Source organism: Pseudomonas monteilii (assembly GCA_001534745.1).
Taxonomy (GTDB): Bacteria; Pseudomonadota; Gammaproteobacteria; order Pseudomonadales; family Pseudomonadaceae; genus Aquipseudomonas; species Aquipseudomonas alabamensis.
In genome coordinates this window covers 1,334,410-1,357,530 of sequence record CP013997.1, presented here as the reverse complement: position 1 = coordinate 1,357,530, position 23,121 = coordinate 1,334,410, and the positions used below count along the sequence as shown (strand labels likewise).

The window sequence follows — 23,121 nt, the reverse complement described above, 5'->3', positions numbered from 1 at the left end:
CTGCCTCGAACCGGGGTTTTCTACATCACCTGTGCATCAATCTTCGCGATAGCGACGCAGCTTGAGCTGTTTGCCGGCGACACGGGTGTCCTTGAGCTTGGTCAGCAGCTTCTCGAGGCCGTCTTCCGGCAGCTCGACCAGGCTGAAGCTGTCACGCACCTGGATGCGACCGATCGCATCACGGGCCAGGCCACCTTCGTTGAGGATCGCGCCCAGCAGGTTCTTGGCGGCGATGCCGTCACGGGCACCCAGGGCGGTACGGCAACGGACACGGCCTTCGGCCAGTGGCAGCGGCGCGCGACGCTCGCGGTCACCGCGCTCGCCACGGTCGCTGCGCTCACCGGTACGCTCGCGCGGGGTGTGCGACGGCACCAGCGGCTGGTCACGCTCGACGCTGGCCAGGTCCAGGGCCTGACCATTGGTGGCCTTGCGCAGCAGGGCCGCGGCCAGGGCACGTGGGCTGCAGCCCAGGTCGGTGGTCAGGCGGTCGAGCAGCTCGCCATGGCTGGCTTCGGAATCGGCCACCAGCGGTGCGAGGCTGTTGGTCAGCTTCTTGATGCGGGCGTCCAGCACGGCCTGGGCATTGGGCAGACGCGCTTCGGCGACTTTCTGGCCGGTGACACGCTCGATCACCTGCAGCATGCGACGCTCGCGCGGCGTGACCAGCAGCAGGGCACGGCCTTCACGACCGGCACGGCCGGTACGGCCGATACGGTGCACGTAGGACTCGGGGTCGTACGGCATGTCGACGTTGAACACGTGGGTGATGCGCGGAACGTCCAGACCACGGGCGGCGACGTCGGTGGCGACGACGATGTCCAGGCGACCGTCCTTGAGCGAGTCGATGACGCGCTCACGCTGGTTCTGGGCGATGTCGCCGTTTAGGGCAGCGGCCTTGTAGCCCTTGGCTTCCAGCGCGCTGGCCAGGTCCAGGGTGGCTTGCTTGGTGCGCACGAAGGCGATCAGCGCGTCGAACTCTTCCACTTCCAACAGGCGCAGCACGGCCGGGATCTTCTGGTCGGCGTGCACCATCAGGTGGGCCTGGTCGATCGCGGTGACGGTCTGGGTCTTGCTCTGGATCTTGACGTGCTTGGGCTCGCGCAGGTGACGTTCGGCGATCGAGCGGATCGACGACGGCAGCGTGGCCGAGAACAGTACGGTCTGACGGGTTTCCGGCAGTGCGGCGAAGATCACTTCCAGGTCGTCCATGAAGCCGAGCTTGAGCATCTCGTCGGCTTCGTCGAGGACCAGGTGACGCACGGTCGACAGGACCTTCTCGTCACGGCGCAGGTGGTCGCACAGGCGACCGGGGGTGGCGACGACGATCTGGGCGCCGTTGCGGATGGCACGCAGCTGCGGGCCCATCGGGGCGCCGCCGTACACGGCCACCACGTTCACGCCCGGCATCTGCTTGGCGTAGGTTTCGAAGGCTGTAGCTACTTGCAGCGCCAACTCACGGGTTGGCGCCAGGATCAGGGCTTGCGGTTCGCGCTTGCTCGTGTCGATACGATTCAGGATGGGCAGGGCGAAGGCAGCGGTCTTGCCGGTGCCGGTCTGCGCCTGGCCGATCATGTCGTGACCGGCGAGAATGATCGGGATCGATTGCTGCTGAATGGCGGACGGCTCTTCATAGCCGGTGGCCAGTACGGCGGCAACGATGCTGGGATTGAGATCGAGAGCGGCGAATCCGCCGGTTTCCTGGGTCATGGGTCTGCCTCTAGAGGTGCATCCGCAAAGACCCATGCTCCAAAGCTGCACATGCCTTGAAAGACCCTAAGGTCACCCAGGCAGCTCTGGCGGCGGGGATTTGCGAAGACGATTGAAAAGGGAACATCTTGGGAAAGTCCGACGAGCGGACGCGCAGCCGTAGCTGAATTCGGAGGATTTGCACCACCTGCAACGGGGGCCCGCTGAAAGACCGGCGCGTACTATACCCGAATCGGCGATTCGCGGTGAGATTTTTTTTACCGACCGGTCAAGTCGTGCGCCAGGCATTGCTGGCGGCTGAATCGTTTAGTCCATCGCTCAGGTGGCCGGACGCACCACCCGGATCAGCGGCTCCAGGTCATACCCCAGACGAGGGGCCAACGCCTGGGCGCGCTGGCGCAGGGCGGGCAGGTCGAGCGTCTGGTCGAGGTCGGCGGGCACCAGCAGCACCACATTGCCCTCCTTGACCGGCAGCTCCCAGTAATGCCGGTGGTAGAGCCCCCGCAGCAAGGCAGCGCCCAGCGGCTTGCCGTCGTCGTTGGCCCACTGGTTGATCACCAGCCAACCGCCCGGATTGAGCTTGCGCTGGCAGTCCTGCAGGAAATTCCAGGCCAGGTGCGCGACGCCGGGGCCGTGATCGGTATACAGGTCGACGAAGATCAGGTCCGCGCATTCGGCGTCCGGCAACAAGGCCATGGCATCGCCGATGCGCACATAAAGGCGCGGGTCATCGTCCAGCCCCAGGTACTGCATGGCCAGGCGCGGCACGTCAGGACGCAGTTCGATGGCCTCGACGTCTTCCAGCGGCAGGAATTTCAGGCAGGCCTGGGTCAGGGTGCCGGCGCCCAGCCCCAGGAACAGCGCGCTGTCCGGCGCCTCATGGCACAGCGCCCCCAGCAGCATGGCCCGCGTGTAGTCGTACTCGAGCCAGGCCGGGTCGGCGGTGAACACACAGCTCTGCTCGATGGCATCGCCGAATTCCAGAAATCGGTACTCGTCCACCTCGAGCACACTGATGACGCCGAAGGCATCCTCGACCCGCTCCAGCAGCCGCTCTTGCCGCTCGTTCGTCATTGCCCCGTCCACGTGCGCAAAAGCGGGCATTGTCCGTCAATGCCGAGGGCGCAACAACCCAACGCGCACCTGCTACCATGGGCCATCGCCCTTTTCCCTTGCCCGAGAGCCCTGATGAACAGACCGTGGAGCCCCGACAGCTGGCGCGCCTTGCCGATCCAGCAGCAGCCGATCTACCCTGACGCCGCCCACCTGGGCCGGGTCGAGCAGACCCTGGCCAGCTACCCGCCCCTGGTGTTCGCAGGCGAAGCGCGGGAACTGCGCCGTCAGTTTGCCGAGGTGACCCAGGGCCGGGCCTTCCTGCTGCAAGGGGGCGACTGCGCCGAAAGCTTCGCGGAGTTTTCTGCCGCGAAGATCCGCGACACCTTCAAGGTGCTGCTGCAGATGGCGATCGTCATGACCTTTGCCGCCGGCCTGCCGGTGGTCAAGGTCGGTCGCATGGCGGGCCAGTTCGCCAAACCGCGCTCGGCCAATGACGAAACCCTCGAGGGCGTCACCCTGCCGGCGTACCGGGGCGACATCGTCAATGGCATCGGCTTCGACCCCGTCAGCCGCGTGCCGGACCCTGAGCGCCTGCTGCAGGCCTACCACCAGGCCACCGCCAGCCTGAACCTGCTGCGCGCCTTCGCCCAGGGTGGCTTTGCCGACCTGCACCAGGTGCACCGCTGGAACCTGGACTTCATCGCCAACTCGGCGTTGGCCACCAAGTACCATCAACTGGCCGATCGCATCGACGAGACCCTGGCCTTCATGCGTGCCTGCGGCCTGGACAGCGCGCCGCAGCTGCGCGAGACCAGCTTCTTCACCGCGCATGAAGCGCTTCTGCTCAACTACGAGCAAGCGTTCGTGCGCCACGACAGCCTGACCGGCGACCCCTACGACTGCTCGGCGCACATGCTGTGGATCGGCGACCGTACACGCCAGCTCGACGGGGCTCACGTGGAGTTCCTGCGCGGCGTGCACAACCCCATCGGGGTCAAGGTGGGCCCGAGCATGGACCCGCAGGAGCTGCTCCGGCTGATCGATGTGCTCAACCCCGACAACGACCCGGGCCGCCTCAACCTGATCGTGCGCATGGGCGCGGACAAGGTGGCCGAGCATTTCCCCCGGTTGCTGCAGACGGTCACCCGCGAAGGCCGCCAGGTGCTGTGGAGCTGCGACCCGATGCACGGCAACACCATCAAGGCCAGCAGCGGCTACAAGACCCGCGACTTCGCGCAGATCCTGGCGGAGGTCCGGCACTTCTTCGACGTGCATCGCGCCGAAGGCACCCATGCCGGCGGCATTCACATCGAGATGACCGGCCAGAACGTGACCGAGTGCATCGGCGGTGCCCGGCCGATCACCGAAGCCGGCCTGTCGGATCGCTACCATACCCACTGCGACCCGCGTCTGAACGCCGATCAGTCGCTGGAGCTGGCGTTCATGATTGCCGACACGTTGAAGAGCAGTCTCAAGCGGTGAGTGGCAAGCTACAAGCTACAAGCTACAAGCTACAAGCTACAAGCTACAAGCTACAAGCTACAAGCTGAGAGGCGTTGCACTGACGTTCGGCATCAACTTCAGCCCTGATGCCGTTCAATCAATCGCCAAGTGTTCAGCCCTGCCACGGCTTGCAGCTTGCAGCTTGCAGCTTGCAGCTTGCAACTTATAGCTGGCGGCTGGCGGCTTGCGGCTCACACCTCGAACGCCAGCAACACCGCACACACCACGAGAAACCCGCAGAACAGGCCACGCAGGACTTTTTCGGGCAGGGCATGGGCGAGCTTCACGCCCCAGCTGATGCTCAGCAGCCCGCCCACGGCCAAGGGCAGGCCGATGCTCCAGTCGACGCTGTGGTGCACGCCATAGGTCAGCAGGGTGATGGACGTGCTCGGCACGGCCAGCGCCAGGGACAGACCCTGGGCGACCACTTGCGTGGTGCCGAAGACGCTGGTCAGCACCGGCGTCGCTACCACCGCGCCGCCCACGCCGAACAGCCCACCCATGCTTCCGGCGAAGGCCCCCAGCACACCCAGCCAAGGCCAAGGGTGCCGCAGACGGTCGCTGGCCACCGCGCGACGCATGAGCAGGCGCACCCCGTTCCAGAGTGCCAGCGCCACCAGAAAACCGACGAACCCCAGGCGCATGACATGGGCATCGAGCCCTACCGCCCAGATCGAGCCCAGCCAGGCGAACACCAGGCTGCACACCGACAGGGGCAAGGCATGGCGCCATTCGATGCGATTGCGCTGGTGGTAACGCCACAGAGCGAGCATGACGTTCGGCACCACCATCACCAAGGCCGTGCCTTGCGCCATCTGCTGATCGAGCCCGAACAGGACGGCCAACGCCGGAATGGCGATCAACCCACCACCGATGCCGAACAAGCCCCCCATGGTCCCCAGGGCGGCGCCCAGCGCCACGAACATCACCGTTTCCATCCTGACTCACTTTTTTGTCTTCACCCAGTAGGCTGTCATGCTAACGGGTCGCGCTTTGCACGGAAACGCACAACCCCGCACAATGGCTGTGCACATTTCGCACAGTCAAAAAGGTTTTTCCATGACGCCCGACGTGTTGTCCGCCCAGTTCGCTCTGTTCCTGGACGTACTGGAAACCGGGAGCTTCTCGGCCGCTGCACGGCGTCATCCGTTGACGCCTTCGGCAGTGGCGCGGCGCATGGACAGCCTGGAAAACGCCGTGGGCAGCCGCCTGTTCGTGCGCAGCACGCACCGGATCGAGGCGACGCCGTCGGGCCGGGCGTTCGCCGAGCGCGCGCGGCGCATCCTCGAAGAGTGGCGCCTGGCCCGTGCCGAAGCCGTGTCGCTCAGCGAGTCGCCCGAGGGGCTGATCCGACTCAATGCGCCCGCCGCCCTGGGCCGCCGCCACCTGGCGCCGGCCATCGCCGATTTTCTGGTCGCCTACCCTGGGCTGGACGTTCAGCTGCAGCTGATCGACAGCTTCGTCGACCTGCAAGGCAGCCTGCTGGGCGAATTCGACCTGGTGCTGCGCGCCGGTCCCCTGGCCGATACGCGGCGCGTCGCCACCCCACTGGCTTCGATGGTCCGCATCGCCTGCGCCAGCCCAGCCTACCTGGCCCGACGCGGCATCCCTTCCACACCGGCCGAACTGCCCGAGCACGACGGCCTGGACTGGGACGGTCTGGCGCCGCCCTTCGCCTGGCGCTTCAAGGAAGGCGACAGCACCCGCCTGTATCGGCCACGCCGCGTGCGCATGACGGCCAACAATGCCGAGGCGCTGCTGTGTGGCGCGCTGGCCGGGCTGGGCATCGCGCACCTGCCTACCTGGTTGACCAGCGAGCACCTGATGCGCGGCGAACTGATGCCGTTGTTCTGCGAAAACGGCCTGCCCTCACCGGAAGCCAGCGGCATCTATGCCTTGCGCCTCGAACATGAAACGAACTCTCGCAGCCGATTGCTGCTCGAATTTCTCAAGCACCGCTTCAGCCCGATCCCGCCCTGGGACCTGGCCTTGCGCAGTGGGCTGCATCGACAATGAACCTAACGCATTGCGCGCATGCCAGATTGATATCCACTTAGCAGTGAAGGACATGCATGAACGCCGATATCCGATCCCCCAGCGATGAGCTGTTGCTGGACAGCCAGGTCTGTTTCGCCCTGCATTCCACCTCGTTGCTGATGACCAAGGTGTACAAACCCCTGTTGCAGACATTGGGCCTGACCTACCCCCAGTACCTGGCCATGCTGGTGCTGTGGGAACACGATGGCATGACGGTGGGTGAAATCAGCCAACGCTTGTTGACCGACCCCGGCTCGCTGACGCCGCTGCTCAAGCGCCTGGAGAGCGAAGGCCTGCTCAAGCGCAACCGCAGCCGCGAGGACGAGCGGGTGGTGCAGGTGCAACTGACCGACAAGGGCCGCCAGCTGCGCGAGGACGCGCGCCATGTACCCGGTGACATCCTCGGGGCCAGCGGGCGCAGCCAGGAGCGATTGCGTCAGTTGCAGGAAGACTTGCTCGAGCTGCGAGCCAGCTTGCAGAAGAACCTGGCCTGAGGCGGCTGTCGTGTTTCCTCTGGGCCCTACGGGCCCATGAAATCAGCCGACTTGGATCTGCCAGGCAACAGGCGAATGTACAACTTCATCCGCCCGCCTGTTATCGCTTGCGCTCATACAACCGTGGCGCCCCTTCCGGCCGTGACTTGAACCGTCGATGCGCCCACAGGTACTGCTCGGGGCACTCACGCAACACCCCTTCCACCCATTGGTTGATCCGCAGGCAGTCGGCCTCCTCGCTCTCCCCTGGGAAGTCCTCCAGCGGCGGATGCACCACCAACCGATACCCGCTGCCATCCTCGAGCCGACGCTGGGTGAAGGGAATCACCCGCGCCCGACCCAGGCGCGCGAACTTGGTGGTGGCCGTGACCGTGGCCGCCGGAATGCCGAACAGCGGGACGAACACGCTCTGCTTGGTGCCGTAGTCCTGGTCCGGCGCATACCAGATGGCCCGCCCGCTGCGCAGCAGCTTGAGCATGCCGCGCACGTCGTCTCGCTCGACCGCCAGGGCATCGAGGTTGTGCCGCTCGCGACCACGCCGCTGGACATAGTCGAACAGCGCGTTGCCGTGTTCGCGGTACATGCCATCGATGGTGTGCGCCTGACCCAACAGCGCCGCGCCGATTTCCAGGGTGGTGAAGTGCACGGCCATCAGGATGGCGCCCTGCCCGTCGCGCTCAGCGTCGCGCAGGTGCTCCAACCCTTCGATATGGGCCAGGCGCGCCAGCCGGGCCTTGGGCCACCACCAGCTCATGGCCATCTCGAAGAAGGCGATGCCCGTGGAGGCGAAGTTTTCCTTGAGCAATCGTTTGCGCTGCGCCTCGGACAGCTCGGGAAAGCACAGCTCCAGGTTGCGCGCCGCGATGCGCCGACGCGGGCCGGCGACACGGTACATCACCGCGCCCAGCACGCGGCCCAGCCCCAGCAAGGCACGATAGGGCAGCTGCACGATCAGCCAGAGCAGCCCCAGGCCCAGCCAGAGACCCCAGAAGCGCGGATGGAAGAACTGAAGACGAAAACGCGGGCGTTCCATTGAAGCATCCGGTCAGACAAAGGCCGGGCATTCTACAACGGATCGTCGCGAGTTGCGGCCAACGGGCGTTCTCGTTATAAGTCAGGGCACTTTTTTCGTAACAAGCCGTCTATGCAGACCATGAGCCCAAACCAGACACCCGACGCCGTACCCGTGTTCCAGCTCAAGGGCAGCATGCTTGCCATCACTGTGCTGGAGCTCGCCCACAACGACCTCGACGCGCTCGACCGGCAGTTGGCGGCGAAAGTCGCGCAGGCCCCGAATTTCTTCAGCAACACACCCTTGGTGCTGGCGCTGGACAAACTGCCGATCGCCTGCGGCCCCCTCGACCTGCCTGCCCTGATGCGCATCTGCCGCCACCATGGCCTGCGCACCCTGGCCATTCGCGCCAACCGGATCGAGGACATCGCTGCGGCGATCGCCATCGACCTGCCCGTGCTGCCCCCTTCGGGTGCACGGGAGCGCCCCCTGGAGCCCGAGCCGGAAGTCAAGCCACCCGAGCCTGCCCCGCCACCGCCTCCGCCGCCCAGCGAGCCGGAGGTGCGCCCGACGCGCATCGTCAGCTCCCCGGTGCGCGGAGGCCAGCAGATCTACGCCCAGGGCGGCGACCTGATCGTGACCTCTTCGGTCAGCCCGGGTGCGGAACTTCTTGCCGACGGCAACATCCATGTGTACGGCGCGATGCGGGGTCGGGCCCTGGCCGGCGTCAAGGGCAACACCCGCGCACGGATTTTCTGCCAGCAGATGACCGCCGAACTGCTGTCGATCGCGGGTCAATACCGCGTGTGCGAAGAGCTGCGCCGCGACCCGCTCTGGGGGTTCGGTGTCCAGGTCAGCCTGTCTGGCGATGTGTTGAACATCACCCGCCTTTGACGGATACTTGCCGTCATTTTTAGTGCAACTTCTTTTCATGTTGCCGTTTTTGTGTATTTGCAGGGACTGCTGTCCCGTTCATCTAGGGGTGAAACACCTTGGCCAAGATTCTCGTCGTTACTTCCGGCAAGGGGGGCGTGGGCAAAACCACCACCAGCGCCGCCATCGGCACCGGGCTCGCGCTGCGCGGCTACAAGACGGTCATCGTCGACTTCGACGTCGGCCTGCGTAACCTGGACCTGATCATGGGCTGCGAGCGCCGCGTGGTGTATGACTTCGTCAACGTGGTCAACGGCGAAGCCGGCCTGCAGCAGGCCCTGATCAAGGACAAGCGCCTGGAGAACCTGTTCGTGCTGGCGGCCAGCCAGACCCGCGACAAGGACGCGCTGACCCAGGAAGGCGTCGAGAAGGTACTGAACGAGCTGAAGGAATCCTTCGACTACGTGGTCTGCGACTCCCCTGCCGGCATCGAAAAGGGTGCGCACCTGGCCATGTACTTCGCCGACGAAGCCATCGTGGTGACCAACCCGGAAGTCTCGTCGGTCCGCGACTCCGACCGCATGCTGGGTATCCTGGCCAGCAAATCGCGCCGCGCCGAGAACGGCGAAGAGCCGATAAAGGAACACCTGCTCATCACCCGCTACCACCCTGAGCGCGTCGAGAAAGGCGAGATGCTCAGCATCGCCGACGTCGAGGAGATCCTCTCGATCAAGCTCAAGGGCGTGATCCCCGAATCCCAGGCGGTGCTCAAGGCCTCCAACCAGGGCATCCCGGTCATCCTCGACGACCAGAGCGATGCCGGTCAGGCCTACAGCGACGCCGTCGACCGCCTGCTGGGCAAAGAGAAGCCAATGCGCTTCATCGACGTACAGAAGAAGGGATTCTTCGAGCGCATTTTCGGGAGCAAATAAACCATGAACCTTTTTGACTTCTTTCGTGGCAGACAGAAACAGAGCAGCGCGTCGGTGGCGAAAGAGCGTCTACAGATCATCGTGGCGCACGAGCGCGGACAGCGCAGCACCCCGGACTACCTCCCGGCCTTGCAGAAGGAACTGGTCGAGGTGATCCGCAAGTATGTGAACATTGGCAACGACGATGTGCAGGTCGCTCTGGAAGACCAAGGCAACTGCTCCATCCTCGAGTTGAACATCACCCTCCCGGAGCGTTGATCGCCCCGGGTCACGTGCACGGCGACGGTCAGGCCGGCAGTTCCACTGCCGTGCCTGCCGTCGCCGTTGCGTTTTGCAGAGAACCCGCAATGCCGTTGTCGAACGTCCAGATCCTTCATGAAGATGCCGCCGTGCTGGTGGTCAACAAGCCGACGTTGCTGCTGTCGGTGCCCGGCCGTGCCGACGACAACAAGGACTGCCTGATCACCCGCCTGCAGGAAAACGGCTATCCGGACGCGCTGATCGTGCACCGGCTGGACTGGGAGACCTCGGGCATCATCCTGCTGGCCCGCGACGCCGACAGCCACCGCGAGCTGTCCCGACAGTTCCACGACCGGGAAACGGAAAAGGCCTACACGGCCCTGTGCTGGGGGCAACCGGACCGCGACAGCGGCAGCATCGATCTGCCCCTGCGGTACGATCCGCCGACCAAGCCGCGTCACGTGGTCGATCACGAATTGGGCAAGCGCGCCCTGACCTTCTGGCGCGTGCTCGAACGGCATGTCGATCATTGCCGCGTCGAACTGACGCCGGTCACCGGACGCTCGCACCAGCTGCGCGTGCACATGCTGTCGATCGGCCACCCGCTGCTGGGCGACCGCCTCTACGCCAACCCCGAAGCCCTGGCCGCCCATGAACGCCTGTGCCTGCATGCCAGCATGCTGGCGTTCACCCACCCGGTGTCGGGCGAGCGGCTGTGCTTTACCTGTCCCGCGCCCTTTTAGAGGGGGCAAGTTACAAGCTGCAAGTGACAAGCTGACCTTCAGAGCGATGGCACAGCGACAAGGACTCAGTCACCAAGCGCTGAACCGAAGCCCTGCACACTTGCTTGTAGCTTGTAGCTTACGACTTGCAACTCCTCCCCCATTACCCGAAGCTTGCAGCTCAACGCTTGCCGCTGGTCTGGAGTACCTTATGCGCGACACCCTCAACCGAGGCCTGATCGATTTCCTCAAGGCGTCGCCGACGCCGTTTCATGCCACCGCGTCGATCGCCCAGCGTCTGGAAGCGGCCGGCTACAAGCGCCTCGACGAACGCGAGCGCTGGACCACGGTGCCCGGCGGCCGCTACTACGTCACGCGTAACGACTCCTCGATCATCGCCATCCAATTGGGCAAGCAGTCGCCGCTCGAAGGCGGCATGCGCCTGGTCGGTGCCCATACCGACAGCCCGTGCCTGCGGGTCAAGCCGCAACCGGAGTTGCAGCGCCATGGCTTCCTGCAGCTGGGGGTGGAGGTCTACGGCGGCGCCTTGCTGGCCCCGTGGTTCGACCGTGACCTGTCGTTGGCCGGGCGCGTGACCTTCCGCCGCGATGGCAAGGTCGAGAGCCAGCTGGTCGATTTCAAGTTGCCGATCGCCGTCATTCCCAACCTGGCCATTCACCTGAACCGCACCGCCAACGAAGGCTGGCCGATCAATGCGCAGCACGAGCTGCCGCCGATCCTGGCACAGGTGGCCGGTGACGAGCGCGTCGACTTCCGCGCGCTGCTGACCGAACAACTGGCGCGCGAGCACGAGCTCAATGCCGATGTGGTGCTCGATTACGAACTCAGCTTCTACGACACTCAGGAGGCCGCGCAGATTGGCCTCCATGGTGAGTTCATCGCCGGCGCGCGCCTGGACAACCTGCTCTCCTGCTTTGCCGGCGTCCAGGCCCTGTTGAATGCCGACAGCGACGAGACCTGCGTGCTGGTCTGCACAGACCATGAAGAAGTCGGTTCCTGCTCGGCCTGTGGCGCGGACGGTCCGATGCTCGAGCAGACCCTGCAGCGTCTGCTGCCGGGTCATGACGAGTACGTGCGCTGCATCCAGCGCTCGCTGCTGATCTCGGCCGACAACGCCCATGGCGTACACCCCAACTACGCTGACAAGCACGATGGCAACCACGGCCCGAAGCTCAACGCCGGGCCGGTGATCAAGGTCAACAGCAACCAGCGCTACGCCACCAACAGCGAGACGGCCGGGTTCTTCCGTCACCTGTGCATGGCCGAGGAAGTCCCGGTGCAGAGCTTCGTGGTGCGCAGCGACATGGGCTGTGGCTCGACCATCGGCCCGATCACCGCCGGCCACCTGGGCGTGCGGACGGTGGACATCGGCCTGCCGACCTTTGCCATGCATTCGATCCGCGAGCTGTGCGGCAGCCATGACCTGGCGCACTTGGTGAAAGTGCTGACGGCGTTCTACCGGAGTGTGGAGCTGCCGTAGGCAGACGTGGCGACGCACAGCCTGGACGGCTTGGCTGGCCTGACAGAACGATGCACGTCTTTTGTGAGAGCAGGCTTGCATGCGATGCGGGCGGTGACGGACCGGACGCTATCGCGGGCAAGCCCGCTCCCACACGTACCGCAATGTACTGACTCATCACGGTGTAGCTACGGGTGTAGGAGCGGCCCCAGCCGGGGCGCCGGACCGGCCGCGATTGGGCCCGCAGGGGCCACGTAATCCTGAAATTATCCCTTATAAAATCAACAAGATATCTGTGCTCAATGAGAGTTCGTCCGCCGCCTTGGCGCCGCGCTGTCGCGCAGAGAACATGTCGATAGCTGGCAGGATCCGGAGCTTCATTGCTAACTGATTTAAGGGCCGCTTTGCGGCCCATCGCGGCACAGGGGCCGCTCCTACACCCGTAGCCCCACCGCGGGGTTTCAGGCTATCGCGGTCATCTGAGCGGCCCCTGCCGGGGCGCCGGACAGGCCGCGATTGGGCCCGCAGGGGCCACACAAGCCTGAACTTATCTCCTATAAAATCAACAAGATATTTGTACTCAATAAGAGCAAACGTTCTCGCGATGCCGGCGGTGACGGGCCGGACGCTATCGCGGGCAAGCCCGCTCCCACACGGTCCGTGACACCCCATTCCACCGTGGCATGGACAGGAGGACATCCCTTGTCCTACCTCAATGCCCGGCCCCCTCGCCTTGGCTACACTTTCCCTGTCGATCTTGTGTCTTCGCAGAAGGAGCCTGCCATGTCCGCCTTGCATTCGATGCTGATTCCCGTCATCGCGGGCCTGTCGTTGCTGACCGTGGGCTTCGGCCTGCGCGAGCGTGACCTGGGTGTGCTGATGATGTGGCTGGGGACGCTGGGCATCTTTGGCATCATGTGCTGGAAGATCCTCGAGAAACTGGCCTGAAATCCTCTACACTCGGGCATCGTCTGTCCCGAGGTAGTGTGTCCGGTGCCTGTTCTCCTGCGTTGTCTCTATCTGTTGTGCCTGTTCGCCTTCGTCGTGCCCGCTCAGGCGGCCGGATTGCCCAGCCTGCTGGGGTCGGGTTCGTCCCATCAGGAACAAGCCTCCGAACCCCTGGGCAAGTCGCTCGACGAGGTCATCACCACCCTGGAAAACGACCAGCAGCGTGGCAAGCTGCTGGCGGACCTGAAAAAGCTGCGTGACAGCACGCGCCAGGCCCAGCCGACCGAGGCACAAGGTGTGCTCGGGCTGATCGGCAGCACCTTGCACGATGTCGAGAAGCAGTTCAGCGGCGAGGCCAGCCCGTTCCGGCGCTGGTCGCTGGAACTCGACCAGGCCCGGCAAGAGCTGGCGGCGTTGGCCGTACCGATGCAGGAATGGCCGATGATCCTCTTCGGCTTCGCCGCCATCATCGCGGTCTGGAGCCTGCTGGCGATGACCTTCAACTGGATCGGCCACCGCCTGCAGGTGCGCTTCGGGCTGCCCGAGGAGCTGCCACAGCATCCGCGCCCGTGGGACCTTCTGCGCTTTGCCCTGCGCAAGCTCGGGCCCTGGCTGGTGGCGCTGATCTTCACGGTCTACCTGAGCTTCGCCCTGCCCTCCTCGCTGGGCAAGTCCCTGGCCATGGTACTGGCCTATGCCCTGGTGGTCGGCACCTGTTTCTCGGCCATCTGCGTGATCGCCTTCTCCCTGCTCGACGGCCCCCACCGCCACCGTGCGCTGGACATCCTGCGTCACCGGGCCTTCAACCCGCTCTGGCTGATCGGTAGCTTCGCCGCCTTCGGCGAGGCCATGAGCGATCCGCGTTTGACCGCGGCGCTCGGGATCCATCTGGCGCACACCCTGGCCACCGTCACCAACATCGTGGCGGCGGTGTGCACGGGCCTGTTCATCCTGCGCTTCCGTCGGCCCATCGCCCACCTGATCCGCAACCAGCCGCTGTCACGTCGTCTGACGCGGCGCACCCTGAGCGACACCATCGGCGTCCTGGGCAGCTTCTGGTACGTCCCGGCGCTGGTGCTGGTGGCGATCTCGTTGTTCGCCACCTTCATCTCGGCAGGCGACACCAGCACCGCACTGCGCCAGTCGCTGATGTGCACGGTGCTGGTGGTGGTGTGCATGGTGCTCAACGGTCTGGTCCGGCGGCATGCCGTCAGCCCCCGGCGCACTCACCGGCGTCAGCAGGTCTATGTCGAGCGGTTGAAGAGCTTCGGCTATGCCCTGCTGCACCTGTTCATCTGGCTGGTGTTCCTGGAAATCGGCCTGCGGGTCTGGGGCTTGTCGATGATCCGCTTCGCCGAGGGCGATGGGCATGAGGTCAGCCTGCGGGTCATGGGCCTGACCACCACGCTGATCATCGCCTGGCTGGTGTGGATCCTGGCCGACAGCGCCGTGCACCATGCCCTGGTGCGTTCGCGCCGCGGCCTGGCCAACGCCCGCGCGCAGACCATGATGCCGCTGGTGCGCAACGTGCTGTTCATCACCATCTTCATCATCGCGCTGATCGTGGCCCTGGCCAACATGGGCATGAACGTCACGCCGCTGCTCGCCGGTGCCGGTGTCATCGGCCTGGCGGTGGGTTTCGGCGCTCAGTCGCTGGTGGCCGACCTGATCACGGGCCTGTTCATCATCATCGAGGACTCGCTGGCCATCGACGACTACGTCGAACTGGGCGGACACCTGGGCACGGTCGAAGGGCTGACCATCCGTACCGTGCGCCTGCGCGACATCGACGGCATCGTGCACACCATCCCGTTCAGCGAGATCAAGAGCATCAAGAACTACTCGCGCGAGTTCGGCTACGCCATCTTCCGCGTGGCCATCCCGCACACCATGGACATCGACCAGGCCATCGGCCTGATCCGCGACGTGGCCCAGAAGCTGCGCGCCGATCCGTTGATGCGTCGCAACATCTGGTCGCCCTTAGAGCTGCAGGGCGTGGAGAGCTTCGAATCGGGGTCGGCCATCCTGCGTGCCCGCTTCAAGACCGCACCGATTAAGCAGTGGGAAGTGTCCCGGGCCTTCAACCTGGCGCTCAAGCGCAAGCTCGACGAAGCCGGCCTGGACCTGGCCACGCCACGGCTTTCCGTGCAGGTAGTGACGGCAGGCGGGGGCACGCCGAAGCCGGCGAGCGAAGCGACCACCTGATTCTTGCTCTCACCAAGCCCTCCCACACGGCTCAGCCCCGCGCTGAACGAGGTGGGAGCAGCTGTCTTTTCTACTCGGCACATGCCCGGCCGCATGCGGCGCCTGGCAGGGCCCTATCGCTGGCAAGCCAGCTCCCACCCAGACCTCTGCAGCCATCGATGTAGGCAGGGCTGCGCAGGCAGCTTGTGGGAGCGGGCTTGCCCGCGATAGCGCCCGGTCCGACACCGCCTGCATCGCGGGCAAGCCCGCTCCCGCAGGGTCCCGCGATAACCTGCAACGCCGCGGTACGGCTACGGGTGTGGGAGCCAGCTTGCCGGCGATGCAACCGATCGTCGAGATCTGAACTACGCTATACCTCCAGCGGGCTGTCATCCAACGGACATCAAACGGTCATGCACCCTCGTCAGCATGGCCCCTTGCAGCGCCGTTCGATCGAAGGCCTCACCTTGATCGTAGATTCCCACGCAAGGAGTTCTGGATGAAACAGCGGTTCATGGCATCACTGCTGGGCTCGGCCCTGACCTTGGCCTTCTGCACGAGCGTGCAGGCCGCCGACGTCGACCTCAAGGTACTGGAAGACGCGGCGCGCAAGGAAGGCGCCGTGAACAGCGTCGGCATGCCGGACGCCTGGGCCAACTGGAAAGGCACCTGGGCCGATCTGGCCAGCCGCTATGGCCTGGTGCACAGCGACACCGACATGAGTTCCGCCCAGGAGGTCGCCAAGTTCGAGGCCGAAAAAGACAACGCCAGCGCTGACATCGGTGACGTTGGTGCCTCGTTCGGCCCCATCGCGGTCGCCAAGGGCGTCACCCAGCCCTACAAGCCCACGACCTGGGAGCAGATTCCCCAGTGGGCCAAGGATCAGGACGGGCACTGGGCGCTGGCCTACACCGGGACCATCGCCTTCATCATCAACAAGGACCTGGTCAAGGAAAAGGACCGACCGGCCCAATGGCACGACCTGGAGCGTGGCAGCTACAAGGTCGCCATCGGTGACGTCGGGACGGCCGCCCAGGCCGCCAATGGCGTGCTGGCCGCGGCCATCGCCTACAAGGGCGACGAACGCAACATCACGCCAGGCCTGCAACTGTTCACCAAGCTGGCCCAGCAAGGTCGCCTGTCCATGGCCAACCCGACCATCCAGACCCTGGAAAAAGGCGAAGTCGAAGTGGGCGTGGTCTGGGACTTCAACGGCCTGAGCTACCGGGAACAGATCGACCCCAAACGCTTCGAGGTGGTCATTCCCGCCGACGGCTCGGTGATGTCCGGCTACACCACGATCATCAACAAATACGCCAAGCACCCGAATGCCGCCAAGCTCACCCGTGAGTACATCTTCAGCGATGCGGGCCAGACCAACCTGGCCATCGGCCACGCCCGACCGATCCGCGCCGAATACCTGAAGCTGGCACCCGAGGTGCAGGCCAAACTGCTGCCCAACGAGCAATACCGCGCAGCCCAGCCGATCAAGAACGCCGAGGCCTGGGAGGCGACGGCCAAGAAACTGCCGCAGCTGTGGCAGGAGCAGGTCATCGTGGAAATGCAATGAGCCGAGGCCCGACCATGGTCGAGGTGAGTCCACGGCAGGCCGTGTCATGAACACGCGCACGCGTGGCTGGGCGCTGCTGTGCGGGGCGCCCTTCGCCCTGTGCCTGCTGGTCTTCCAGATCGCGCCACTGGCGTGGGTCATGGTGCACAGCGTGCAGACCGACGACGGCTGGGGCCTGGACAACTTCGTGCGCATCGCCACCTCGAAATTTCATCGGCAAGCCATCGGCCACAGCCTGGAGATCGCCTTCTGGTCGAGCCTGATCGGGATCCTCATCGCCCTGCTCGGCAGCTACTCCCTGACCCGTGTGGACTCTCGGCTGCGCGATGTGGTCAGCGCCTTCGCCAACATGACCAGCAACTTCAGCGGGGTGCCGCTGGCCTTCGCCTTCATCATCCTGCTCGGCTTCAATGGTGCCCTGACCCTGCTGCTCAAGCAGGCGGGCCTGATCGGAGATTTCAACCTGTACTCCAAGAGCGGCCTGATCCTGGTCTACAGCTACTTCCAGATTCCGCTGGGCGTGCTGCTGCTCTACCCGGCGTTCGATGCGCTGCGCGAAGACTGGCGGGAGTCGGCCGCGTTGCTGGGGGCCAGCCCGTGGCGCTATTGGCGGCACATCGGCCTGCCGGTACTGGCACCGGCGCTGATGGGCACCTTCGTGATCCTGCTGGCCAACGCCCTGGGCGCCTACGCCACGGTCTACGCCCTGACCACCGGCAACTTCAACATGGTGCCGATCCGCATCGCCGCGCTGGTGGCCGGCGACATCACCCTCGATCCCAATCTAGCCAGTGCCCTGGCCATGATCCTGGTCGGGCTGATGACGCTCGTCGCCGTGGTTCATCACGGGCTGCTGAAGCGGAGCTACCATGCGCGCTGACCGTTCGCTCACCGACTCGCGCGCCAACCGGGCCTACCACCGCACGGTGGTGTACCTGCTGTTTCTGATCCTGCTGCTGCCCCTGGCCGGCACCCTGCTCTATTCCCTGGCCACCAGCTGGTCGGCCAGCCTGCTGCCCAGCGGGCTGACCTTCAAGTGGTACGTCGCCTTGTGGAGCGAGCCGCGCTTTCTGGCGGCGTTCGGTCGATCGCTGCTGATCTGCGTCGGCGCCTTGCTGTTGTCGGTGGCGCTGATCCTGCCGCTGCTGTTCGTGGTGCATTACCACTTCCCGCGGCTGGATGCCTGGATGAACGTGGTGATCCTGCTGCCGTTCGCCGTGCCCCCGGTGGTGTCGTCGGTCGGCCTGCTGCAGCTGTATGGCAGCGGCCCGCTGGCGATGGTCGGCACGCCCTGGATCCTGATCGGCTGCTACTTCACCATCGCCCTGCCCTTCATGTACCGGGCGATCACCGACAACCTGCGGGCGATCAACCTGCATGACCTGATGGACGCCGCCCAACTGCTGGGCGCCAGCCCCTGGCAGGCGGCACTGCTGGTGGTACTGCCCAACCTGCGCAAGGGCCTGCTGGTGGCACTGCTGTTGTCGTTCTCGTTCCTGTTCGGCGAGTTCGTCTTCGCCAACCTGCTGGTCGGCACACGCTACGAGACCCTGCAGGTCTACCTCAACAACATGCGCAACAGCAGCGGGCATTTCAACAGCGCGTTGGTGATCTCCTATTTCGCCTTCGTGCTGGTGCTGACCTGGGTCGCCCACCGCCTGAACAAGGACAAGTCCTGAGATGAGCTTTCTCAGCGTGCAGCACCTGCACAAACACTACGGCGACAATCCAGTCTTCCAGGACATCACGTGCGAAGTCCAGCGTGGTGAATTCGTGACCCTGCTCGGCCCTTCCGGGTGCGGCAAGTCGACCCTGCTGCGCTGCATCGCCGGCCTGACGCCGGTCGACGGTGGGCGTATCCTGCTCGAGGGCCAGGACCTGGTGCCGCTCAGCCCACAGCAGCGCGGTATAGGCATGGTGTTCCAGAGCTATGCGCTGTTTCCCAACATGACCGTGGAGCAGAACGTTGCCTTTGGCCTGCGCATGCAGAAGACCGCCTCCCCGGAACGCCTGACACGCGTCCGCGAGATGCTGGCGCTGGTCGAGCTGACAGATTTTGCCAAGCGCTACCCGCATCAGCTGTCGGGCGGGCAGTGTCAGCGCGTCGCCCTGGCGCGCTCGCTGGTGACCCGGCCGCGGCTGCTGCTGCTCGACGAACCGCTCTCGGCCCTGGACGCACGCATTCGCCGGCACCTGCGTGAGCAGATCCGGGCCATCCAGCGCGAACTGGGGCTGACCACCCTGTTCGTCACCCATGACCAGGAAGAAGCCCTGACGCTGTCCGATCGCATCGTGCTGATGAACGAGGGCCGCATCGTCCAGAGCAGCGATGCCGAAACGCTGTACACCGCGCCGGTGGACGCCTTCGCGGTGGGTTTCATCGGTCACTACAACCTGCTCGAGGCGCCGAGCGCCACGCAGCTGCTACGGCGCCCCGTCACCCGGCGCCTGGCGATTCGTCCAGAGGCCATCCGCTTAGGTGTGGAAGGCGCGCTCGCGGGCCGTATTCTCGACCATAGCCTGCTCGGCAACGTCATTCGTTACCGTGTCGAGGTCGAGGGCAGCGAGCTGCGCGTCGATGTGCTCAACCGTACGGCGGCCGACCTCTATGCCACTGGGCGCGACGTGCGCCTGACCATCGAACCGTCGGCCCTGATCGAGATCGACTGACGCCCCGGCGCTACCCGATCAGGCGTATACTCCGCCTCCGTTTCAGTCAATCGAGGACCTTCCCATGGCCAATCCACATCTGGTCTACCACCTGCAACTGCTCCAGCACCTGCGCACCATCCTGGTGGCGCTGGGCGAGGCCGAGCAGGTGCCGGATGAAAGCCACGCCCTGTTCCTCGAACGCTTCGATGACCTGCTGGCTCAACTGCCGCAAGATCCGCTGGAAAGCCAGTACCTGGGCCAGGATCTGATGTGCCAGGTGATTCAACGTTACCCGCAAATCGCTCATCTGGTGCCCCGCGATCTGCTGTGGTTCTTTGGGGGCGATTGCCTGCACTTCATGCCTGACGAAGAGCTGCACGTGTATCAGCAGCTCGAGGAACGCCGTTACGAGGCCGAGCGTAACGACGAACCCTTCGACTGGCATCAGGAGCAGCAACTGCTGACCCAGGCATCGCCGACGACTCGACACTGATCGAGTCTTGTTTTATCGCGAATAGGCCTCCACCAATGTATCGATGTCGAGCATCGGCAGAGCAATGATCGTCATCCCCCAACGCCATTCATCCTGCCTGGATTCGTCTATCCCGATCACGACAGAATAAGCGCTGGGGTCGGACTCGGCGGTTTTGAACACACCTGAACTCACCGAGCCATTGCCTGCCACCACATGCCAGGATATCTGCGAGTCCGGCACTGCTATTTCTTTCTGATCGCGGTTGAGGTAACACAGCGAAAGCTTGAGTTCGCTAAGCGTGTGTTTGGCAACCCGGATAAAATGTGTCGGATACACCCAGCGGACCACGATGCTCACGTACGCTTCGTAATCTTGTGCCTTGGCGCTAATGACTTCAGTGATCGTTGGTGTGGACAGGCTGCTGCGGTAGGCAGCAGGTATCAAGGTGTCCCCTGCCTGGTTGAATCGCACGGCCGGCTTTAAGGCTACGGGCGGAGTGTAGCGACACTTGCTGCCATGTGGCCGAAACATGCCATAAAACCTTCCCCCTTCTGGTCTCCACCTCACCTCATCGACGTAGGACAATGACTCGAACTCAATGGGTCCGCCCCCGGCATCGGAAAAGGTAACGAGGGGAGTAAGCATCAGATCGCACACAGGGGTAGCAAGCTGAGTCTTGGCTAACGCCGATGTGGGCTCCACATGCGTGTAACCACCTAGATAATATTGCCCTCCTGGATAGTCTCCAGCACTCCACTTCATCGAACCACTGGGCGCGAACAGGCTGGTGATCCAGTGCCTATCCAGCGGCGGCATGCCATCCAAAACCCTTGGGAATGTATCGATATTGAACCACAGCAGTGCAGCTCCTGACTGGATCGACTGGGACGGGCGCGCTTCTTGATCGACCCGACTATAACGGAAGGAAGCTTGCACTGCAGGCCGTAGTAGAGTCGCATCGTAGTCTTTGTAGTAGATCCTGACATAATGAAGAGCAAGTCCCAGGGGTGCCGACAGGGTCGTCAGCCTCATTTGCTTCAATGGCTCAAAGTGTTGCCTGAACTTGCTGGCGCTCAGTCGATCCTGCTCGATCACATAGACGGCCGGCTTTGACCAGTGCACGTAGAGGCCTTGACTCTTGGCCGTGTGGTACTCCATGTGCAGGTCCTGAAGCTCGAGAGTGACTTGAAGCACGTTGTCGCCGTCGGCGCCCGACTGTTCGATTCTGAACGCTTGCCGAATAGACATGCCACTGGATTCGGTCAAGTACACCCGCAGGTCGGTCAGCAGGCGCCTGCTGACTGTCAAACTGTGCCTTGAGGTATCGAACTGCATGTTCGGATACCCCAGCCTTACCACACTGAGCTCCCAGGTGTTTCCAGCCATTTCACGCTCGGCGATGACAGGGACTGACAGGCCCAGGTTGCGGCCCTGACTTGCGTAGCGCTCAGCCCATAAGCGGTTGAGGTCGGCCACTGTTATGAAGGCGACAACAGAGGGGCCGCTTGACGACCCACTGATGGATTCTGCGGTTGACATGCTCATATGCCGAACCTCGTGAGAAAGTTCTAATGTGCACGTAAGCCCCCTTATTGAAAACTGACATTTTTATCAGTTACCCCACGTGGGAAATTAAAATACCCTAAAGCCTACGCTGTTTCAGTTGTCCCTCTATAAATATCCGATTTTTCCTACAGGCGTGCCCCTCGCACCACAATTAACATTCGGCTCCCCTGCCGTGCAGTTGTTCGGCAGACACCCAGAGGACTCACGTCCTTATAACGACTGTTCCACAGTGGAGTTCACCATGAAACACATGCTCATCCCTCTTGCCATCGGGCTTGGTCTGGCCAGCAGTACCGCCTTCGCCGCTGAAATCGGTAGAGGTTCGATCAACTTCTACGGCCAGATCAATTCGGGCAGTTGCCCGATCGAAATCATCGACCCCTCGACCGGCCTCCCGGTGGCGCGCATCAACATGGGCAACGTCAATGCCGCGCAGTTCAACAACGTGGGCGTTGAAGCGGCGCAACGTACCTTTGGCATGCGCCTCACCCCAGGAGGGAACTGCTCAATTTCAGCAGGCCAGAGCGCTATAGTTACCTTCACCGGCGCCTATGGGGGCGCGGGTGCAGGGAACACGCTGTATGCACTGCAGCCAGGGAGCGCCACCAATCTGGCCTTGGTCATCAAGGACAGTAACAACAAGCCGATATCCAATGGTGGACAATCCAGAGCGTTCCCATTAGACGATACGAAACCTACGACCATCATCTTCTCGGCCGCGTATCAATCCATAGGTGCACCCGTGAGTGCTGGCTCCGCCGATACCGACGTGTCATTTATCGTCGACGTTCAATGAGACAATACCCTGGGCGGGTTGAAATCGCTCAGGGTGTCTCGTCCCATTCAAAAGGTACCGCCAGATGAAGACCCGCTTGAGCCGCCTCGCCTTGGGTGCATGCCTCACAGCCATCCTGCAACCCGCTCAGGCAGCGCTGACCGTCAATACCACACGCATTGTGTTCGACAGCGACAAACGCAGCGCCTCAGTGGTGATCGCCAATCCCAGCCCCCGCCCTTACGCAGTACAGAGCTGGATCAATACCGCCAAGGACGATACCCAGACGGCAGTCCCCTTGGCGACCTCGCCAGGGCTGTTCACGTTGGCGCCCGGTAAAGAACAGATGGTGCAAATCAGTCGTTTACCCAACCGCCTGCCGCAGGATCGGGAAACGCTGTTTTACTTTAATGTTCAGGAAATCCCGGAAGCCTCTGAAGAGGTCAATGTGCTCAATATTGCACTGCGTACCCGCCTCAAGCTTTTTTACCGACCCAGCCAGTTGAAAGACCGGCCAGCCGATCGTATCGATGCACTGAAATGGTCATTGCGCCAAGGCGCTGGGCGCCTCCAGTTGATAGTGGACAATCCGACACCCTACCATTACACCTTCGCCCGCCTTGAAGTCAGCGCTGCAGGGATTACGGAAGCGATCCAGACCCTGGACATGGCTCCACCGTTCGGGCAGCAGGTGTACGACCTCACCCGTATCCAATCAGCCCAGGGCGCGCAGCTGACCTTCACCACCATCAATGACTATGGGGTGGCCACCCCCCCAGTGCACAGGGCATTGCCAAGCATCCCTTGACGTACCGTCACTGCACATCGGCCCCAGGACGTTATCGGGGCCAGTGGTCTATTGCCTGCCTTGGCACCAGTCGACCTGACAGATCTG

Annotated in this window: 21 protein-coding genes; 16 read left to right on the top strand and 5 right to left on the bottom strand. The window is 63.7% G+C overall.

Features of this window, described 5'->3' with window-relative positions:
* Nucleotides 1-36 precede the first annotated feature (36 nt).
* Nucleotides 37-1,707 carry an RNA helicase gene (locus APT63_06065; protein AMA45229.1) on the bottom strand — a complete coding sequence of 557 codons (1,671 nt, stop codon included), beginning with the start codon at nucleotides 1,705-1,707 and terminating at the stop codon, nucleotides 37-39.
* A gap of 318 nt (nucleotides 1,708-2,025) precedes the next feature.
* Complete coding sequence (locus APT63_06060; protein ID AMA45228.1) at nucleotides 2,026-2,781, bottom strand: spermidine synthase; 756 nt, start codon at nucleotides 2,779-2,781, stop codon at nucleotides 2,026-2,028.
* A gap of 114 nt (nucleotides 2,782-2,895) precedes the next feature.
* On the opposite strand from APT63_06060, the gene APT63_06055 reads away from it, so the two are divergent.
* Nucleotides 2,896-4,245: a phospho-2-dehydro-3-deoxyheptonate aldolase gene (locus tag APT63_06055; protein AMA45227.1), complete on the top strand. Its 1,350-nt coding sequence runs from the start codon at nucleotides 2,896-2,898 to the stop codon at nucleotides 4,243-4,245.
* Nucleotides 4,246-4,457: 212 nt separating this feature from the next.
* Here the strand turns inward: APT63_06055 and APT63_06050 are convergent, their stop codons facing one another.
* Nucleotides 4,458-5,204 (bottom strand): hypothetical protein, encoded by a 747-nt coding sequence (locus APT63_06050; GenBank protein AMA45226.1) that lies wholly within the window; start codon nucleotides 5,202-5,204, stop codon nucleotides 4,458-4,460.
* Between the two features lie 121 nt (nucleotides 5,205-5,325).
* Between APT63_06050 and APT63_06045 the strand changes: the two genes are divergently transcribed.
* Nucleotides 5,326-6,282, top strand: a complete 957-nt coding sequence (locus tag APT63_06045; GenBank protein ID AMA45225.1) for a LysR family transcriptional regulator — start codon at nucleotides 5,326-5,328, stop codon at nucleotides 6,280-6,282.
* 56 nt (nucleotides 6,283-6,338) lie between these two features.
* On the top strand, nucleotides 6,339-6,797 hold the full coding sequence (locus APT63_06040; protein AMA45224.1) for a MarR family transcriptional regulator: 459 nt from the start codon (nucleotides 6,339-6,341) through the stop codon (nucleotides 6,795-6,797).
* Nucleotides 6,798-6,897: 100 nt separating this feature from the next.
* Here APT63_06040 and APT63_06035 read toward each other — a convergent pair whose 3' ends face one another.
* Nucleotides 6,898-7,830 (bottom strand): lipid A biosynthesis lauroyl acyltransferase, encoded by a 933-nt coding sequence (locus APT63_06035; protein ID AMA45223.1) that lies wholly within the window; start codon nucleotides 7,828-7,830, stop codon nucleotides 6,898-6,900.
* 111 nt (nucleotides 7,831-7,941) lie between these two features.
* On the opposite strand from APT63_06035, the gene minC reads away from it, so the two are divergent.
* From minC to APT63_05980, 11 genes are all read left to right on the top strand, one after another.
* Nucleotides 7,942-8,703, top strand: a complete 762-nt coding sequence (minC, locus tag APT63_06030) for a septum formation inhibitor (GenBank protein AMA45222.1) — start codon at nucleotides 7,942-7,944, stop codon at nucleotides 8,701-8,703.
* 98 nt (nucleotides 8,704-8,801) lie between these two features.
* Nucleotides 8,802-9,614 carry a septum site-determining protein MinD gene (locus tag APT63_06025; protein AMA45221.1) on the top strand — a complete coding sequence of 271 codons (813 nt, stop codon included), beginning with the start codon at nucleotides 8,802-8,804 and terminating at the stop codon, nucleotides 9,612-9,614.
* 3 nt (nucleotides 9,615-9,617) lie between these two features.
* Nucleotides 9,618-9,872, top strand: a complete 255-nt coding sequence (locus APT63_06020; GenBank protein ID AMA45220.1) for a cell division topological specificity factor — start codon at nucleotides 9,618-9,620, stop codon at nucleotides 9,870-9,872.
* Nucleotides 9,873-9,961: 89 nt separating this feature from the next.
* Complete coding sequence (locus APT63_06015; GenBank protein ID AMA45219.1) at nucleotides 9,962-10,597, top strand: RNA pseudouridine synthase; 636 nt, start codon at nucleotides 9,962-9,964, stop codon at nucleotides 10,595-10,597.
* Between the two features lie 190 nt (nucleotides 10,598-10,787).
* Nucleotides 10,788-12,077 carry an aminopeptidase gene (locus tag APT63_06010; protein ID AMA45218.1) on the top strand — a complete coding sequence of 430 codons (1,290 nt, stop codon included), beginning with the start codon at nucleotides 10,788-10,790 and terminating at the stop codon, nucleotides 12,075-12,077.
* A gap of 972 nt (nucleotides 12,078-13,049) precedes the next feature.
* Nucleotides 13,050-15,209 (top strand): mechanosensitive ion channel protein, encoded by a 2,160-nt coding sequence (locus APT63_06005; protein AMA45217.1) that lies wholly within the window; start codon nucleotides 13,050-13,052, stop codon nucleotides 15,207-15,209.
* Nucleotides 15,210-15,687: 478 nt separating this feature from the next.
* Entirely contained in the window at nucleotides 15,688-16,758 is a 1,071-nt protein-coding gene (locus APT63_06000) for an ABC transporter substrate-binding protein (GenBank protein ID AMA45216.1), read from the top strand.
* A 46-nt stretch (nucleotides 16,759-16,804) separates the two neighbouring features.
* Nucleotides 16,805-17,638 (top strand): ABC transporter permease, encoded by an 834-nt coding sequence (locus APT63_05995; GenBank protein ID AMA45215.1) that lies wholly within the window; start codon nucleotides 16,805-16,807, stop codon nucleotides 17,636-17,638.
* Nucleotides 17,628-18,437 carry an ABC transporter permease gene (locus APT63_05990; GenBank protein AMA45214.1) on the top strand — a complete coding sequence of 270 codons (810 nt, stop codon included), beginning with the start codon at nucleotides 17,628-17,630 and terminating at the stop codon, nucleotides 18,435-18,437. Before APT63_05995 ends, APT63_05990 begins: the two co-directional genes overlap by 11 nt.
* Before the next feature lies 1 nt (nucleotide 18,438).
* On the top strand, nucleotides 18,439-19,428 hold the full coding sequence (locus APT63_05985; GenBank protein ID AMA45213.1) for a spermidine/putrescine ABC transporter ATP-binding protein: 990 nt from the start codon (nucleotides 18,439-18,441) through the stop codon (nucleotides 19,426-19,428).
* Nucleotides 19,429-19,492: 64 nt separating this feature from the next.
* Nucleotides 19,493-19,903 carry a dehydrogenase gene (locus APT63_05980; GenBank protein AMA45212.1) on the top strand — a complete coding sequence of 137 codons (411 nt, stop codon included), beginning with the start codon at nucleotides 19,493-19,495 and terminating at the stop codon, nucleotides 19,901-19,903.
* Between the two features lie 12 nt (nucleotides 19,904-19,915).
* Here the strand turns inward: APT63_05980 and APT63_05975 are convergent, their stop codons facing one another.
* Nucleotides 19,916-21,430 carry a hypothetical protein gene (locus APT63_05975; GenBank protein AMA45211.1) on the bottom strand — a complete coding sequence of 505 codons (1,515 nt, stop codon included), beginning with the start codon at nucleotides 21,428-21,430 and terminating at the stop codon, nucleotides 19,916-19,918.
* Between the two features lie 262 nt (nucleotides 21,431-21,692).
* Between APT63_05975 and APT63_05970 the strand changes: the two genes are divergently transcribed.
* Entirely contained in the window at nucleotides 21,693-22,247 is a 555-nt protein-coding gene (locus APT63_05970) for a type 1 pili subunit FimI (protein AMA45210.1), read from the top strand.
* Between the two features lie 64 nt (nucleotides 22,248-22,311).
* Nucleotides 22,312-23,034 (top strand): pilus assembly protein, encoded by a 723-nt coding sequence (locus APT63_05965; GenBank protein ID AMA45209.1) that lies wholly within the window; start codon nucleotides 22,312-22,314, stop codon nucleotides 23,032-23,034.
* The last annotated feature ends 87 nt before the right edge of the window (nucleotides 23,035-23,121 follow it).